This is a genomic window from Williamsia sp. 1138, assembly GCF_002095435.2.
Lineage (GTDB): Bacteria > Actinomycetota > Actinomycetes > Mycobacteriales > Mycobacteriaceae > Williamsia.
The window spans coordinates 158,528-173,279 of sequence record NZ_MJEJ02000041.1; the positions used below are offsets into that span (position 1 = coordinate 158,528).

Here is a 14,752-nt window from a genome sequence, read left to right on the forward strand (position 1 = left end):
ATGCTCTCGGCCACTTCAACGGAACTCATACGGGCGACTCTACCGGCGGTCGGCGCGGCCATCGACGAGATAACGACCCTCTTCTACCGGAACCTATTCACTGCCGAACCCGACCTCGAACGAAATCTCTTCAATCGCGGCAACCAAAAGCAGGGCGAGCAGCAACGCGCGCTCGCCGGGGCAATCGCAGCATTCGCTGCGCTGCAACTCGAACCAGATCAAGTACGGGTGGACCGGATCCTTTCTCGGATCGCTCACAAACATGCTTCGCTGGGTATCGAGCCCGCCCAGTACGAGGTCGTACATACACACCTGTTCGCAGCCATTGTCGAGGTGCTGGGCGACGCCATCACGCCACCGGTGGCAGCGGCATGGGACGAGGTCTACTGGCTGATGGCGGAGACGTTGATCGCGATGGAGGCCGGACTCTACCAGCGGGCCGGCGTCGCTGTGGGGGATGTCTGGCGAGACGTCCGCGTCCGCGATCGACGGCACGAATCACCCGATACACTGTCGTTTGTTCTTGCGTCCCTGGACGGCTCTGCGCTACCGAAATTCGCGCCGGGGCAGTACCTGTCGGTGGGAGTGCTTCTTGCCGACGGCGCGCGTCAGATACGGCAGTACAGCCTCTCGTCGGCACCGTCTAGTTCCGACTGGCGCATCACTGTTAAGCGAATCGCCGGTCAATTGGACGACGAGCGAGTGGCAACCCCGGCCGGCGAGGTTTCGAACTATATGCATGACAACGTTTTCGAGGGTGATGTTCTCAGTGTCACCACACCCTTCGGTGATCTCACTCTGCAACCGGACAATTCTCCCATCTTGCTCGCCTCGGCGGGTATCGGTTGCACGCCCATGATCGGAATGCTGCGTCATCTGGCAGAGACAAGTGATAGCCGACCCATTTCGGTGCTTCATGCCGACCGATCGCCGAACAGTCATGCCCATCGGGTGGAGCTGACGCAGCTGGTCGAGAAGTTGCCCACGGCCGTCATGCACCGGTGGTACGAGGATCTGGGTGGTCGTGTTCCGGAGTCCGGCCTGCAGGTGGGTCGCGCCGACTTGGACAACGTAACGATCACAAAAGGCACCCACGCTTACCTATGTGGTCCGCTGCCGTTCATGTTGGGTCTGCGGTCAGCTCTTCTCGAGAAGGAAGTCGCGGACGAGAACATTCACTTCGAGGTTTTCGGACCCGACAATTGGACGAACGGAAAGGCCGACGAACTGACGCCGGTTGCTGGCTGACCCATATTCGCACCCCGGGAGTGTGATCGGCCCGCGGTTCGGCCGTCAACCTGGTGCGAGAGCTGTGCGTATGCCACCATTAACGCAATGGGTCCGATTGAATTGGAACGAACTTACGACAAGCGATCAATCAAGAAGACCTCGCCAACCTTCTTGATAGATCGGCTGTGGCCTCGGGGGATTGCGAAATCCGATCTCGACGTCGACGCCTGGGTCAAAGCCGTGGCACCGAGTCCAGAACTTCGGTCCTGGTTCGGCCACCGGGCAGACCGCTTCGTTGAATTCCGTCAGCAATATCTCGCTGAGCTCGATGCCAACCCGACACCGGCAGAGCCGATTATCGAGGCGGCGACGGTCAGCTCCATTGTGTTGCTGTATTCAGCCAAAGACGACGTACACAACCACGCAGTAGTGTTCCGCGACTGGTTACTGGGTGATCGGTGATACACAGCTCATACCACCTAGATCCCTCCGGCACGGGGGTGGGCGGTGGTGGATGATGTCGTGCAGACCCTGGTCCGTTGGTCCGATTCAGGCGGGATATGGCGTGTCGTGGCGAAGAACTCGTCCGCGGTGACATTGACCTTACTCACCTGCGACGGTGGGGAGGAAATGCAGCAGATTCACTCATGCGACCCGGAAGTTGTTGCGTGGATTGGGAATCGCAGCTCCAGCGAAGACTAGAACCATCAATCCCTCATGTCGGGCAAGTCCGGTGTGAACGCGGTTCCGGCGTGATCACTCGTACGCGTCCACGCTCGAAGGTCAACGGCGTGGGAGTATTGCCGCGGCAGTTCTTCCGGGGCCTGCGCCATCGTGAAGGCTGACTACCCGCGAGGTCAGGTGACGGCGCGGATCGACACTTCGGCCGGGCAGTCGTACTTCAACCAAAACGGGATCGAGTCCAACGTCAGCAGCTCGAACAGTCTTACTCCACTCGTACAGAACAAAGGACACTCCATGATGAAGCGCTCGTTGGAAGCACTTGCCCGCGAACAACTCGAGAAGGCGGCATCGGCCACGAGCGGACGCGCCGCGCACACGGTGTACGGCGGTCACGAACACGTCCTGCGTCAGACGCTGCTCGCGCTGACGGCGGGCCAAGAATTGAGTGAGCACGAGAATCCAGGCGAAGCGACAGTGCAGGTCCTCTTTGGGCGAGTGCAGCTCCGAGCAGGGCCCGACTCGTGGGAGGGCCGTCGCGGCGATCTTCTCATAGTGCCGCAGCTACCGCACTCCTTGGAATCCATCGAAAATTCTGTAGTGCTCATGACCGTGGCGAAACTTCCCTGACTATCGATAACCATTCTCGGGCTCGGTGAGCTGCATACGGCGTCTGATCCAGTATTGTCAGACTTCTGAGACTGACACCTGGCCAGCCACGAACAATGTTGTGTTCACAAACGGCCTCTGTCAGTGATCGCTCCAGCACGTGGATTGCTCAGCCGACAATGGTCTGTCGTGCGCGTGACATGTCGACTCGAGTGCCGCGCATCGGGGTTCGCTCCTGGGCCAGCAGCAGTGGCGCTTGCCCGTCGTGGCAGCGTGCAGGGGTTCCGTCGCTGTAGACAACACGCCACCAGGGCATTCCTTGTGCTGCGATGAGGGCCATTGCACGGCCGACCTGCCGGGGGCCGAGTCCAACAAGTACGCCGATGTCGCCGTAGGACATCACGTGTCCTGATTCGATGGCGAAGACAACCTCGCATACCTCGTCGAGGCGCAAGTTCGTCGTGCTGGGCGCTACGCTGCCGACCGGCACACGCCCACGCACACGCTCGATGATCACCTGCCCACGTTAGCGCAGGCAGTGCGCTTGACGGGCGTCCTGGAATGACTCTGTGATGCTCACCTGCGACTCGCTCACCGTGTGACGCGCCAATGCGGCAATCAGGTCTGTCTGGGTAACGATCCCAACAATGATGTCGTCGTCAAGAATCGGAACTGCATCGCAGTCGCTGGCGGCGAGCAACGGTAGCAGCGCAGCCACAGGTGTTCGCACGGAAGCCGTCGGCGACCCCACATCCATGATGTCCGCAGCGCATACTGCTGACCGTTCACGGGCATTCCCTCGTCGGAACAGGGTATCGAGCCTGCCTTTGATCGATGACTCTCGAAGTCGGACAAGCAGATGAATTTGGAAGACCACGCCCGCCAAGCGGTCTGCCGGGTGTACCACTGGCAGACAGGTGAACTCGTGGCGGTGAAATAGATCGACCAATTCGTTGACCGATGCCGTTGGTCTAACCGTCACCAGGTCCGTGGACATGATGTCGCCGGCAACGATGGGTTCGGTTCGGTGCCCGGCCGCTTGTATTTCGGCGGCACCTACCAATCGTGCAAGATCGGCTACGCCGAGATTCAGTGATTGCTCATACCGAGCCAGGATGTCGTGCAACTCACTTTCCGTGAGACCTATCCGCTCCACCGCCGCCGGAGCAGACTCAAACTGACGAAGTGGATAGCGATGTCGTGTTATGCGACCGTAGACCGCGGCGACGATCACGAGTAAGAGAGTGCCGGCGGCAACAGGAACAAAAGCAAACAAAAAACCGAACGAATGTCCAGCCTCGGGTGCTAGAGCAACGGTCATGGCAACGGCCCCAGCAGGCGGATGAACGGCCCGAAGCGTCAGCATCACCGCCACCGTCACCGCAACGGCGACGCACACCCGGGCAATCGAACTAGCCATCAGTGGCGTGACGGTAATACCCACGAGTGCCGCAGATGTGTTGCCGACCACAACGGGCCATGGTTGCGCTAAAGGGCTGCTCGGCGCGGCAAATAGCAGCACAGCGGTCGCACCAAAGGGCGCAACCAGGTACAGCGCGGCATCGACATGGGCGTTAAGAACGAAGAACGTCAGACCCGTCAGTCCAAGGCCAACCGACGCGCCGACGCTGGCACGCACGACCTCGACTGACAACCCCGGCGCGCCGACGGGACGCAACGTGCGAAGAGCCGTGTAGAGCCGGCGACGTCCGGGATGAGGCACCGGCCGGCCCTGTCCACTTACCAACGTCTATCCAGGTTGATCCGCACCCGACGAAGACTATGCGACGCTGACCACGCCACCGAAAAGCCCCCAAAGGTACCGACTACGGGCGTTGACTGTTAAGAGGCGGATCGCACGCACATCCGTCGCGACGTCAGTCGCCAGCGGAGGGTGACGGTGGCGGCGACGGCTTCGTGCACTGCGAGGACGATGTCGGCGCGCTGCGCGGCCGTGCAGCGACATTCGTCAGTGAGTCACGGGGTGAAGTGGTGGCGGAGGGCGGCGGCACTGGCGGCGTCGGCGGGTACCTCGTGCAGGGTGAACCCGCAGGTCTGCGGCGGTGCGCCGGATCTGGGGTGTGGGGGCCATAGGAGGTAGCTACCCACCGCCGAACGGTTCTAAGGGTAGGGCGCACTCACGCCATGTCGGCGATCGCCTGATCCAGGGTGGGGTAGAGGGTGAAAGTCTGATTCAGACCGACCAGGTGCAAGGGTCGCGAGGTGGCCGGCCCGTCTGCGACGACTCCGAACAGCCCGGTCGGTGCGATCGCCTCGTAGGCGGTCACCAGGGCGGTCATACCTGCAGAGGCCAGGAACTCGGTCGTCGACAGGTCGATGATCACACCGCGTGGGGCGCCGGTGAGGGCGTCATTGATCGACTCGGACAGCTGGGGTGCGGTGAGGGCGTCCACGGCGCCCTGCACGGTGAGAATGACTAACTCGCTATGCGCGACGGTCACCACGGTGAGAGCGGCACTGCCGACGGTGTCTGCGCTGTCGTCGGCAATGAACGCTTTGTTGTTTCCCTCCACTGGCACCGGGCGATCCCCTCTTCGACGAACAGCAGCGAACTTGCACCCATCGGGCGGCGAGCGTCGGTCCCGATCAGGGCGGCGGCATCATCTCTACCGGCATATCATCCTGTCACAATCTGTCCCGGGTGCATCCACGAAAGCTGTCCCGACCTGCCCACGAGGGTGCCTGTGCCGGATTCGCACGAGGGCACCCAGAGTGCGTGCATGCGTGTTGCACAACATCGCTGATGCGCCCGGCAGTCGAGCGTGCGCTCGCAATCGGTCGGCGAGCTTGCGCCGCACAGGTGGCGTGCGCGATGCCCTCGCCCCGCCAGCCAGCTCTCCTATGTCATCACCGTTGTAATGGGCGATGAGCAACAGCAATTGACCTGACCGTCGACGATCCCGGCGCCACATATGACGGCTGGCCAAGAGGCGTTCACCAACATCGAGCCGGTGCGGCGTACGCGGGCCAGGAATGGCTTGGCCCGGAAGTGGGTTAGTCCTTCTGCGTCGGGCATGCATCGACCGCGACGTTGATAGTGAGGGTTCCTGCCCGTTCGAATTGGAACGCCACGGGGACGGACTTTCCCGGTTGCAGGGTGTTTTTTACCCCTTGAAGGGTGACGTGGAAGGGTTCGTCGGGCGCTGTCGTTTCGTTGGTGTTCTCGACCGGTTGACCGGCAGCGATCGAGCTTTGGGGCTCCATGGCGAGAACACTGTCGGGTGCGGTGATTGTGACGTCGGAGGCTGCGGGGGTTGAAATCCTCTGCAGTGTTTCGGTGGTGGTCGAGCTGTTGTTGGTGGCAGTGAAACTCAAGTCTGCAGGCGCATCGGTTTGTAGGGCACACGACTGATCGAAAGCGGGGACGATGTAGGCATTGTCGATCGAGGTGTCGGCGGGTTCTGCAGTGTTGTCCGACTGATTTTCGCTGCACCCTGACAGTGCAATTGCTAGTGCAGTGACGGCAGCGGCAACAGCTGGTCGAGCAAAATGGGTGCTCATATGACCGAGGTTAGAACGCCGTGGACGGCACGTGCCGGACTCTTACGATATGCACCGACAACTTTCAGCCAGCACCAAGGCGTCCTCTACCGCGGCGCGGCTTCACACTCAGCACGTCCTCGCCGTGGTGTGTGGCCGGGCGAGCCAGCGTCCGGACGTGATTGTTGTGGAAGACATGATGGTGCAGGCCGCACACGGTCAAAGCCGAACGGTGAAGGCGTGTACCACCGCATGTGCCCACAGCTACGTCATTGGCGACGACATAAGTTTCGTAGTAAGTGATTACGTCAAGCGAGCATGGCTACGTGCTGGGTGAGGTCTCATGGAGGACGCGGTGAACCGATAGCCAGATGGCATCGACGTGACGGAGCGGCGCCGCGCCCGCCTCTCCCGCCGCGAGCACGCGGTCGCGCCCGGCCCGCAACTGTTGCGCTTGTGCAAGATAGTCTGCACGATAAGGGTATGGCGAGAGGCGAGGTATCGGCTGGTTCGGCCGCAACGGCATCGTTTGATGCACAGGTGGATGCGGTGTTGTCGGCGTCGAGGGCCTTGGTCGGGATTGCTGCAACGTCGATCGCTGATATCGAAGGAATCGTGACCATTGGGCAGTTGCGGGTGTTGATGTTGCTGGCCACGCGCGATGAGGTGAATCTTGCGGCGGTGGCGCGCGAGCTTGATGTCAATCCGTCGAACGCCAGCCGTACCGTGGATCGGTTGCACAAAGCGGGCCTGCTCGATCGCTACGACTCTCCCACGGACCGCCGCCATCTGGCGCTGACCCTGACCGACGCCGGGTCAGCCCTGGTGCAGGGGGTCAACGGCCGGCGACGCGCGGCCGTCGAGTCGATCTTGCACACCATGACACCCAGTGCCCGACAGAGTTTGGCGGCGTCGTTGCGCAAGTTCGCGGCCGCCGCCGGCGAGCCCGCCGAAGGGGGAGCGGCCGCACTGCTGTGGCCACCCATCACGTAGGACCTGACACATCCGCTGCCCCACCCATTGCGCTGCCGCAAGCATTGCGAGTAAGCAGAAAGGGTAGGGAAGGCGTTCGAAACGGATGGAAGGGGCGCAGGATGAAGCAGGAGCGCGGCACTGGCACCGATCGAGTGGCGCAGCCGTGGGGTACCCGAACCCCATACGGCCCCGGCCAGCCGTGGCCGGCGCGGGTAGACATGTACCTGGCCGACGGGATCAAAGAGGAAGAGGTTGATCGGTGGGTGCGGTCGGCGTCGGTGTTGCACTCCAACGGCGACGGGTTCGATATCGCGGTCAAAGATGAACAGATCGTCGGGGTCCGCGGCCGCGAAATGGATCGGGTCAATCACGGACGCCTGGGTCCCAAGGACCTGTTCGGTTGGCAGGCCAACAGTTCTCCAGACCGGTTGACGCAGCCGCTGGTGCGGGTCGACGGCGTGCTTGTCGAGACGGACTGGGACACCGCCATGGACCGGATCGTCGAGCACACCCGCCACCTTCTCGATGACCAAGGTCCCAGCGCCATCGGCTTTTACACCAGTGGCCAATTGTTCTTGGAGGAGTACTACACCCTCGGGGTCATCGCGCATGGGGCTATCGGCACCAATCATGTGGACGGCAACACCCGGCTGTGCACTGCTACAGCCGCCGAAGCCCTCAAAGAATCGTTCGCCAGCGACGGACAACCCGGCTCGTATGCCGACATCGACCACGCCGATGTCATCGCGCTGTACGGCCACAATGTGGCCGAGACGCAAACCGTGCTGTGGACCCGCATGCTGGACCGCCTCGCGGGCCCCAACCCGCCGAAACTGCTGTGCGTGGACCCCCGCCTGACCGAGGTGGCCCGACACGCCACGGTGCACTTGGCGCCGCTCCCGGGAACGAACATGGCCTTGATGAACGCACTACTGCACGACATCATCGCCCAGGGGTGGATCGACGAGCAGTACGTGGACGCTCACACCGTGGGATTCGCTGACCTCAAGGCCTGTGTCGCCGAGTACCCACCCGAGCGTGCCGCCGACATCTGCGGACTCGATGCCGCCGACATTCGCTCAGCAGCACGGCTTCTGGGCACTGCGGAGAAGTTGTTGTCCACTGTGCTTCAGGGGTTTTATCAATCCCACCAGGCCACCGCTGCGGCGGTGCAGGTCAACAATGTGCACCTGGTGCGGGGAATGCTCGGTGCGCCCGGTTGCGGTGTGCTGCAGATGAACGGTCAACCCACTGCGCAGAACACCCGAGAATGCGGTGCTGACGGCGACCTGGCAGGGTTTCGGAACTGGTCCAACGATGAACACATCGAACAGTTGGCGCGGTTGTGGAACATCGACTCCCACCAGATTCCGCATTACGCGCCGCCCACCCATGCCATGCAAATGTTTCGGTACGCCGAGCAGGGCTCGATTCGTATGTTGTGGATCAGTGCTACCAATCCGGCCGTGTCGATGCCTGAGTTGGCGCGTATCCGCGCCATTCTCGGCCAAGAGCGGGTCTTCGTCGTGGCCCAGGACATCTTCCCCACCGAAACCACCGAGCTCGCCGATGTGGTGTTGCCCGCTGCGGCCTGGGCAGAAAAGACCGGCACCTTCACCAACGTCGATCGCACCGTGCACCTGTCGGACAAGGCCGTCGAACCGCCCGGGCAGGCGCGACCGGATCTGGACATTTTCCTCGACTTCGCCCGGCGCATGAACTTTCGGGACAACGACGGACAGCAGCTGCCGCCGTGGACGGACGCCGAATCAGCCTTTGAGGCATGGAAGAAATGCAGTGCCGGACGACCGTGCGACTACAGTGCCATGAGCTACGACATGCTCCGCACGCGTGATGGCGTGCAGTGGCCCTGCACCGCCGACGCCCCGGATGGAACTGAACGCCTCTACGCGGGCGGCTCTTTTTTCAGTGCACCGGACTATTGCGAGAGTTACGGCAAAGACCTGGTCACCGGCGCCCCCGTCGAACCCACCGACTACCGGGCGCTCAACCCCGACGCGAAAGCGATCGTCAAAGCGGCCCACTATGTCCGACCCCACGAAGTTCCCGACGCCGACCACCCACTGGTCTTGACCACCGGACGTACTCTGTTCCATTTCCACACCCGCACCAAAACCGCACGAGCTCCGCAACTGCAGGACGCCGCCCCGCAACCGTGGGTGGAGGTGTCGGCCGCCGACGCTGCCCGGTACGACATCTCCGAAGGGGACCTGGTGGAGGTGTTCACCCCACGCTCGTCGATCCGCGTGCACGTCCGGGTCAGTGGCATCCGCCCAGGAGTGGTGTTCGTGCCCTTCCACTACGGGTATTGGGACACTGGCAACCCCCACGCCCAACATGAGCGGGCCGCCAATGAACTCACCCTCACCGACTGGGATCCGGCTTCGAAGCAACCCTTGTTCAAGACTGCTGCCGCCGGGATCCGCAAGATCTCCACGGGGTCGGCGCCCTCTGCGGCGCCGACCAACACCGCCTCAGCCCCCGTCGACCCCGCAGCAGCACCAGCAACAGTGGGCACGGCCGCGGCCACCAGCCTCGACCGGGTGGTGCAGCGATGAGTCACCTGACGATGGCTCTGACCGAGCTGCACCGCTCCGAAATCGGTCTGGCCCGACTGCTGCGTGCGGTGGCTGCCCGCCATCGGGTCGAGCACGAAATCCACCACGTCGCCCTCGATCTCGCACACTGGTCCGACGACCACATCGAGCAACTCAGCGACGCTGGAGCACGATACGGATTGACCCTGAAAGCTCCCTCCGCCGCAGTCGATCTCGCTCACACCCTGACCGACTCAATGCAGCAACAGCTCAGTGAGGCACTCGGGCGGCGCCCCGAACCGGCTCTGCTGCTCCTGGTGGATCTGCGGCACCTTTACCGCACCGCAGCCGGGGTCGCGATGGATTGGGAACTGCTCGCCCAAGGCACGCAAGCCATGAAGAACACCCACCTGCTCGATCTGGCCGAACGATGCCACCCCGAATCGCTGCGACAGATGCGGTGGGCCAATGCAATGGTCAAAACCCTGTCCCCGCAGGTGCTCGCCACGTAACTCCTGGCTGCGTTCTTGTGGGCAAGGGGGACTGCCCAGAAGCACAATGGCACGGCGCGCTCGGTGCGGAGCAAAAATCACACCGACAGCTGCCCCAGACTTTTGGTGGTCCGATGCGGATAGTGACCCCGGGTTTGGTGCACTCCTTCATGTGAGGGAAGTTGGCATCATGCCGAAGAAGTACGACGAGGCAACCCTGCCGAAGGCTGTGCGGTTGGTGGTCGAGCATCGAGATGAGTATCCGAGTGAGTACGCGGCGATCACCGCCACGGCCAAGCGGTTGAAGTTGACACCGGAAACGCTACGTAAGTGGGTTCGCCAGCAGGAGGTCGCTCAGGACGACAAGCCTGGGGTCACGCGGGAGGAAGCGGCTGAGGTCCGCGCCCTCAAACGTAAAGTCCCGGAGTTGGAGGAGACAGTCGAAATCCTCAAGGCGGTAACGACTTTCTTCGCGTGGGAGAGCGACCCGCGACAGCAATAGTGTGCGCGTTCATCGCCGAGCATCGTGCTCGGTTCGGGGTCGCTCAGATCTGCCGTGTGCTGACCGCACACGGTGCGAAGATCTCCCCGAGAACGTTCTACGCATGGGCGGCGCGACCGCTGTCTAAACGGGCCCTGTGGGACACCACGATCACCGAGATCATGGCCGGCTACTACGAACCCGATGCCGAGGGTAGACGGCCACCGGAATCGCTGTACGGGGCCGTGAAGATGTGGGCCCATCTGCAACGACAAGGCATACCGGTAGCGAGGTGCACGGTGGAACGGCTCATGCGCAGCAACGGCTGGCAGGGAGTCACTCACCGCAAACGAGAACGGACAACCGTCGCCAACCCCTCCGATGAGCGGGCACCGGACCTCGTTGATCGGCAGTTCAAGGTCCCAGCACCGAACCAGCTGATCGTCGCGGACTTCACGTACGTGCCGATGGCCGGTGGGTCACACATGTACACCGCGTTTCGCTATCGATGCATACGCTGGCCGGATCGTGGGCTGGGAATGCTCATCGACCAAGACCGACACGTTCGTTCGCACCGCGATTCGCCACGCTGCAGAGACTCCGCAGATTCGAAGGTAAGCCGTTCTTGGGCAACACTATTCATCATTCCGATGCCGGTTCGCAGTATACGTCGGTGCGGTGTGCGTTGAGCGCTCCCGCAACTACGACGCAGTCACCAACATGGTCGACGAACGCGTCAAGAGATCGACCGGGAGAATGCGAGCACAGCGCGGAACACGTGCAGGCCGCCGACGACGGCCCAATCGATGACCAGATAGTCACCCGGCGCCCACACCGCGGGACGCCGACCGCGGTGAAGATCTCTGCGCCGCGCAATACGTCCGATTCGCCAAGGTCGCGGCTGGCCGCGACGACGTGGTCCTGGATGTGCATCAGGCCAACGCAGCCGCCCGGAAGTGGTGCGTCGAGGTCGATTCTAGGCAGCACTCGGATACGTTCGCCATCCCGAACGAGCGACTAGAGGCTGAGCGGGACGTGTTGGGCCAGTTACCTTCTCTGCGGATGCAGGTCGGGCCGCCGCCGGTGACCCGCAAAGTCGACCGACTCTCGTGCATCCGGTACGCCTCGGCCCGCTACTCGGTGCCCACTCGGCTGATCGGAACCACCGTCACCCTCGTGCAGGACGCGGGCCGGTTGCTGATCATCGAACCGAAGTCCGGAGAGGTGGTCGCCGATCACCAGCTCGCCGCACGGGTGAAGCGATCATTCTCGATGAGCACTACGGCGGCCCACGCCCGGCACCGAACCGCGGACCCAGACCGAAAAATGCTGTGGAGAAACGGTTCTGCGCACTCGGTGAACCCGCTGAGCAGTTCCTCATCGGTGCCGCCGCGATCGGCAAGACCCGCCTGAGCTCGGAGTTGGATGCACTGTTGGCGTTGGGCGCGGCCTACAGCGACACCCTGCTGCTCGAAGCGCTGACCGGGGCGGTGGCGTTCAAACGGTTCCGGGCCGCTGACGTGCGTTCCATCCTGGCCACCGGCGCCGCAGCACCCACCCCACGCCCACCCGGCGACGCCCTGATAGTGGACCTCCCCTCGGCGCCGACCAGATCGCTGCAGGCCTACAAACACACCCCGGCCACCGATAGCGAGGCCTCCTCATGACCGCTAAGGCACCTACAACAGCACACAGACGATCCCGGAACTACCAGCCGATCTGGACCTTGCCCTGCGCCGGTTGAAGTTGGCGACGAGCCGCCGCACCGCACCCGAAGTCCTGCTGACCGCGAAAACCCACCGCTGGACCCCCGAAGAGGTGGTGCGGACCCTGGTCGAGACGGAGATCGCTGCCCGCGATGCCTCCAACATCCGCACCCGACGCAAAGCCGCGGCGCGTTCCCGGTGGCCAAGGGTGGCCATCGGAACGCGCCCGTTTTCGATCTTGTCAAGGTGTGCGGTCGTGGTGTCCAACTCGTAATCGGTTCCTTGCCAGGATCATTCGATTCTGACCGCGTTCTGCGGATCTATGGAATCACCGTCAAGGTCATCAAAGTACTCAATAGCGATCTTTGTTGCCATAGCTGATGACATTGCTATATCAAGCGGGGATTGCTAGTCGAGCGCGCCATAACGAAGACAGTCGGGGCACCCTCGCGCACCATGGCACATCCTCGAGCCCGTCGGTCGTCGTAACCCTGCACGGGCCGTGCGGCTCGACGAAGCGATTGAAGTGCGCCGGCGGGTGTCCGCCGAAGGCCCTGGCCACGGCAACGAAATGGTTCATGTCCGACCGCCTGGGGCCTACCAATGATGAGGTGCTAGGGCTGGGGAACGTCTGGCGCTGGTTCGCGATGCGGCGCTGGCGAGTGGATTTGATTAATCAGATCTCCGGAAAGCGGTTCGCGACCAGGCGGATCGCCCTACCGTGAGTAAGCAGCGGACGCGGCAACAGCGTCCTGATCACGTTGAGAGGGCGAAACATGAAGCGATCAGAAATTACAGGACTTTGTGCGGCTGCTGCTGCCACGGTTGTCGCGTCGTTTGCCGGGGCCGGCGCTGCATCTGCTGCGACCAAAGGCACGGAGATCGGTGGCGCCAATAACGGCAACTGCACCGCCACGATCACGGAGATCAATCACACGAATTCGACAAACTACCAGCCTGATTGGTGGTTCGAGCAGGAGAATGATGTGGCGTTGGTCAACGCCACCCAGCTTCCGGCGAGCATGCCGACACCGTGGCGTGCGGTCAACGGCATTCCGTGGCCAATCGCCAGGTGGGTCGGCACCGAGTCTCCGTACCTCACGTCGGGTCTCGCTCCGGGGATTCTGCCATGGGGATCTGGCAACCCGTATAACGGCAGCGCACAGCCTGAAGGATTCGTCACCGAAAGGACCATCGACCTGAAGACCGCGGTCGATGCTCCACCGGCATCAGCCGACGGAACGAAGACGATCTGGTTCCGTATTCGCACGGGTCCGCAGACTGCTGACAGAGCCCCCACCCCACAGCAGCTCGTCGTCACCGGATGCGAGGAGACACCAGGAGGTGGGTCAACCTCCGGGTCCAGTGGCGGAGGATCAAGTATCGGTTCGTTCGATCTGGGTACACTCTTTAACTGAAGCCCGCATTGGCACGCCTGGCGCAGGTCTTGATCCAAGGTTCGTTTCGTCACTATCGACGAAGGACGTTGTGCTACAAAGGGTTACGCCGATTTTAGATATTACGGCGGCTCAAGGCGCTGGCCTTGACTGGGACGATGTCACGGCGAACCCGGGGCGCCCAATACGGGAAACTCTCATTCGGCGTCGGTGCCCTGCGCGGACCGAGCAGGCGCAGATCTTCAACTGCGATATCTGGGGATGTCTGGTGGAGTATCTAGTTTTTCCCATACTTGCCCAGATATGTAGATATTCCAGCGGAGGGCTGCCGTTCGGGAGCCGGTTGGAGCAATCAAAACCGAGTTGACGTGTCGCACGGACCCACTGGTCAGTCCGGGAGGCGTCATCTATGGGGCATATGGGGCACCCGCCATGGGGCAAAGATCCCGGATGGGGTGGTCCGAAGGTCTGAACGGGCGGGTGCGGACCGGTCTGACCTGGGCAAACCGTTTTCACCTGGTGTTACTTTTATCTGAAAAGCGGAAGGTCATTACGGCGGACCGCGCGCCGATAATCGGTAACTATGTCGGCTCCGGGTTGAGCTTGGAACACCCCAATCCGTCGGAGCAGCTGCTATGACCAGTTAACTCGGATGGCCTGGCAAACGCCGGAGAGACAATGGATCCTCCGCTACGTTGGCTGACTCGGGCAGAATGTTTGCGTGATGCGTGCGGTCGAGGGGTTCGGCATCCGGTCGGTCCCGTCGTCGGGTGCGCGTGTCAGCCCTGTCTGGAAGGCAATGGCGACGAGCTGCCCTAACGCGCGTGGAGTGGTTCGGCCTCACTTGAGGAGTGCGCGCGACATCACCACGCGCTGGATCTGGTTGGTGCCCTCGTAGATCTGGGTGATCTTGGCATCACGCATCATGCGCTCTACCGGGAAATCGCGGGTGTAACCGGCGCCACCGAAGAGTTGCACGGCGTCGGTGGTGACCTCCATGGCGACATCGGAGGCGAAACACTTGGCCGCCGCAGAGATGAACCCGAGGTTTTTCTCTCCGCGCTCGGCACGCGCGGCGGAGGTGTAGACCATCAGCCGGGCGGCCTCGATCTTCATCGCCATG

General features: G+C 62.4%; 12 protein-coding genes and 2 pseudogenes. 9 read left to right on the forward strand and 5 right to left on the reverse strand.

Annotated elements, in window-relative coordinates:
• The 3 genes from BH683_RS12545 (at position 1) to BH683_RS12560 (ending at position 2,541) form a co-directional block, all read left to right on the forward strand.
• Positions 1-1,248, forward strand: a complete 1,248-nt coding sequence (locus BH683_RS12545) for a globin domain-containing protein (protein ID WP_084836586.1) — start codon at positions 1-3, stop codon at positions 1,246-1,248.
• Positions 1,249-1,335: 87 nt separating this feature from the next.
• Positions 1,336-1,692 carry a DUF488 family protein gene (locus tag BH683_RS12550; RefSeq protein WP_084836587.1) on the forward strand — a complete coding sequence of 119 codons (357 nt, stop codon included), beginning with the start codon at positions 1,336-1,338 and terminating at the stop codon, positions 1,690-1,692.
• 516 nt (positions 1,693-2,208) lie between these two features.
• The gene (locus tag BH683_RS12560; RefSeq protein ID WP_084836617.1) at positions 2,209-2,541 is read left to right on the forward strand and encodes a cupin domain-containing protein; all 333 of its coding nucleotides are present in this window, start codon (positions 2,209-2,211) and stop codon (positions 2,539-2,541) included.
• A gap of 148 nt (positions 2,542-2,689) precedes the next feature.
• Here BH683_RS12560 and BH683_RS12565 read toward each other — a convergent pair whose 3' ends face one another.
• The 4 genes from BH683_RS12565 to BH683_RS12580 form a co-directional block, all read right to left on the reverse strand.
• Positions 2,690-3,037, reverse strand: coding sequence for an MGMT family protein (locus tag BH683_RS12565; RefSeq protein WP_246833342.1), 348 nt, complete (start codon positions 3,035-3,037; stop codon positions 2,690-2,692).
• A 9-nt stretch (positions 3,038-3,046) separates the two neighbouring features.
• On the reverse strand, positions 3,047-4,159 hold the full coding sequence (locus BH683_RS12570) for an HPP family protein (protein ID WP_246833343.1): 1,113 nt from the start codon (positions 4,157-4,159) through the stop codon (positions 3,047-3,049).
• Positions 4,160-4,658: 499 nt separating this feature from the next.
• Positions 4,659-5,060: an STAS domain-containing protein gene (locus BH683_RS12575; RefSeq protein WP_084836590.1), complete on the reverse strand. Its 402-nt coding sequence runs from the start codon at positions 5,058-5,060 to the stop codon at positions 4,659-4,661.
• A gap of 475 nt (positions 5,061-5,535) precedes the next feature.
• Positions 5,536-6,042 (reverse strand): copper chaperone PCu(A)C, encoded by a 507-nt coding sequence (locus BH683_RS12580; protein ID WP_084836591.1) that lies wholly within the window; start codon positions 6,040-6,042, stop codon positions 5,536-5,538.
• A 462-nt stretch (positions 6,043-6,504) separates the two neighbouring features.
• On the opposite strand from BH683_RS12580, the gene BH683_RS12585 reads away from it, so the two are divergent.
• From BH683_RS12585 to BH683_RS12615, 6 genes and pseudogenes are all read left to right on the forward strand, one after another.
• Positions 6,505-7,014, forward strand: a complete 510-nt coding sequence (locus BH683_RS12585) for a MarR family transcriptional regulator (RefSeq protein ID WP_084836592.1) — start codon at positions 6,505-6,507, stop codon at positions 7,012-7,014.
• 101 nt (positions 7,015-7,115) lie between these two features.
• A complete protein-coding gene (locus tag BH683_RS12590) occupies positions 7,116-9,575 on the forward strand; it encodes a nitrate reductase (protein WP_084836593.1) in 2,460 nt (819 codons plus the stop codon).
• Complete coding sequence (locus tag BH683_RS12595) at positions 9,572-10,066, forward strand: hypothetical protein (protein ID WP_084836594.1); 495 nt, start codon at positions 9,572-9,574, stop codon at positions 10,064-10,066. Before BH683_RS12590 ends, BH683_RS12595 begins: the two co-directional genes overlap by 4 nt.
• 169 nt (positions 10,067-10,235) lie before the next feature.
• A pseudogene (locus tag BH683_RS12605) lies at positions 10,236-11,205 on the forward strand (IS3 family transposase); the annotation flags it as partial.
• A 242-nt stretch (positions 11,206-11,447) separates the two neighbouring features.
• Positions 11,448-12,193: pseudogene (locus tag BH683_RS12610) on the forward strand (IS21 family transposase); the annotation flags it as partial.
• A gap of 73 nt (positions 12,194-12,266) precedes the next feature.
• The gene (locus BH683_RS12615) at positions 12,267-12,506 is read left to right on the forward strand and encodes a hypothetical protein (RefSeq protein WP_281492305.1); all 240 of its coding nucleotides are present in this window, start codon (positions 12,267-12,269) and stop codon (positions 12,504-12,506) included.
• Positions 12,507-14,469: 1,963 nt separating this feature from the next.
• Here the strand turns inward: BH683_RS12615 and BH683_RS12625 are convergent.
• Positions 14,470-14,752: acyl-CoA dehydrogenase family protein (locus tag BH683_RS12625; RefSeq protein ID WP_281492306.1), on the reverse strand; the 283-nt coding region annotated here is incomplete at its 5' end.

Coding starts and splice junctions, on each gene's coding strand:
- BH683_RS12545 (WP_084836586.1), top strand. CDS start 1: ATGCTCTCGGCCACTTCAACGGAACTCATACGGGCGACTCTACCGGCG.
- BH683_RS12550 (WP_084836587.1), top strand. CDS start 1,336: ATGGGTCCGATTGAATTGGAACGAACTTACGACAAGCGATCAATCAAG.
- BH683_RS12560 (WP_084836617.1), top strand. CDS start 2,209: ATGATGAAGCGCTCGTTGGAAGCACTTGCCCGCGAACAACTCGAGAAG.
- BH683_RS12580 (WP_084836591.1), bottom strand. CDS start 6,042: ATGAGCACCCATTTTGCTCGACCAGCTGTTGCCGCTGCCGTCACTGCA.
- BH683_RS12585 (WP_084836592.1), top strand. CDS start 6,505: ATGGCGAGAGGCGAGGTATCGGCTGGTTCGGCCGCAACGGCATCGTTT.
- BH683_RS12590 (WP_084836593.1), top strand. CDS start 7,116: ATGAAGCAGGAGCGCGGCACTGGCACCGATCGAGTGGCGCAGCCGTGG.
- BH683_RS12595 (WP_084836594.1), top strand. CDS start 9,572: ATGAGTCACCTGACGATGGCTCTGACCGAGCTGCACCGCTCCGAAATC.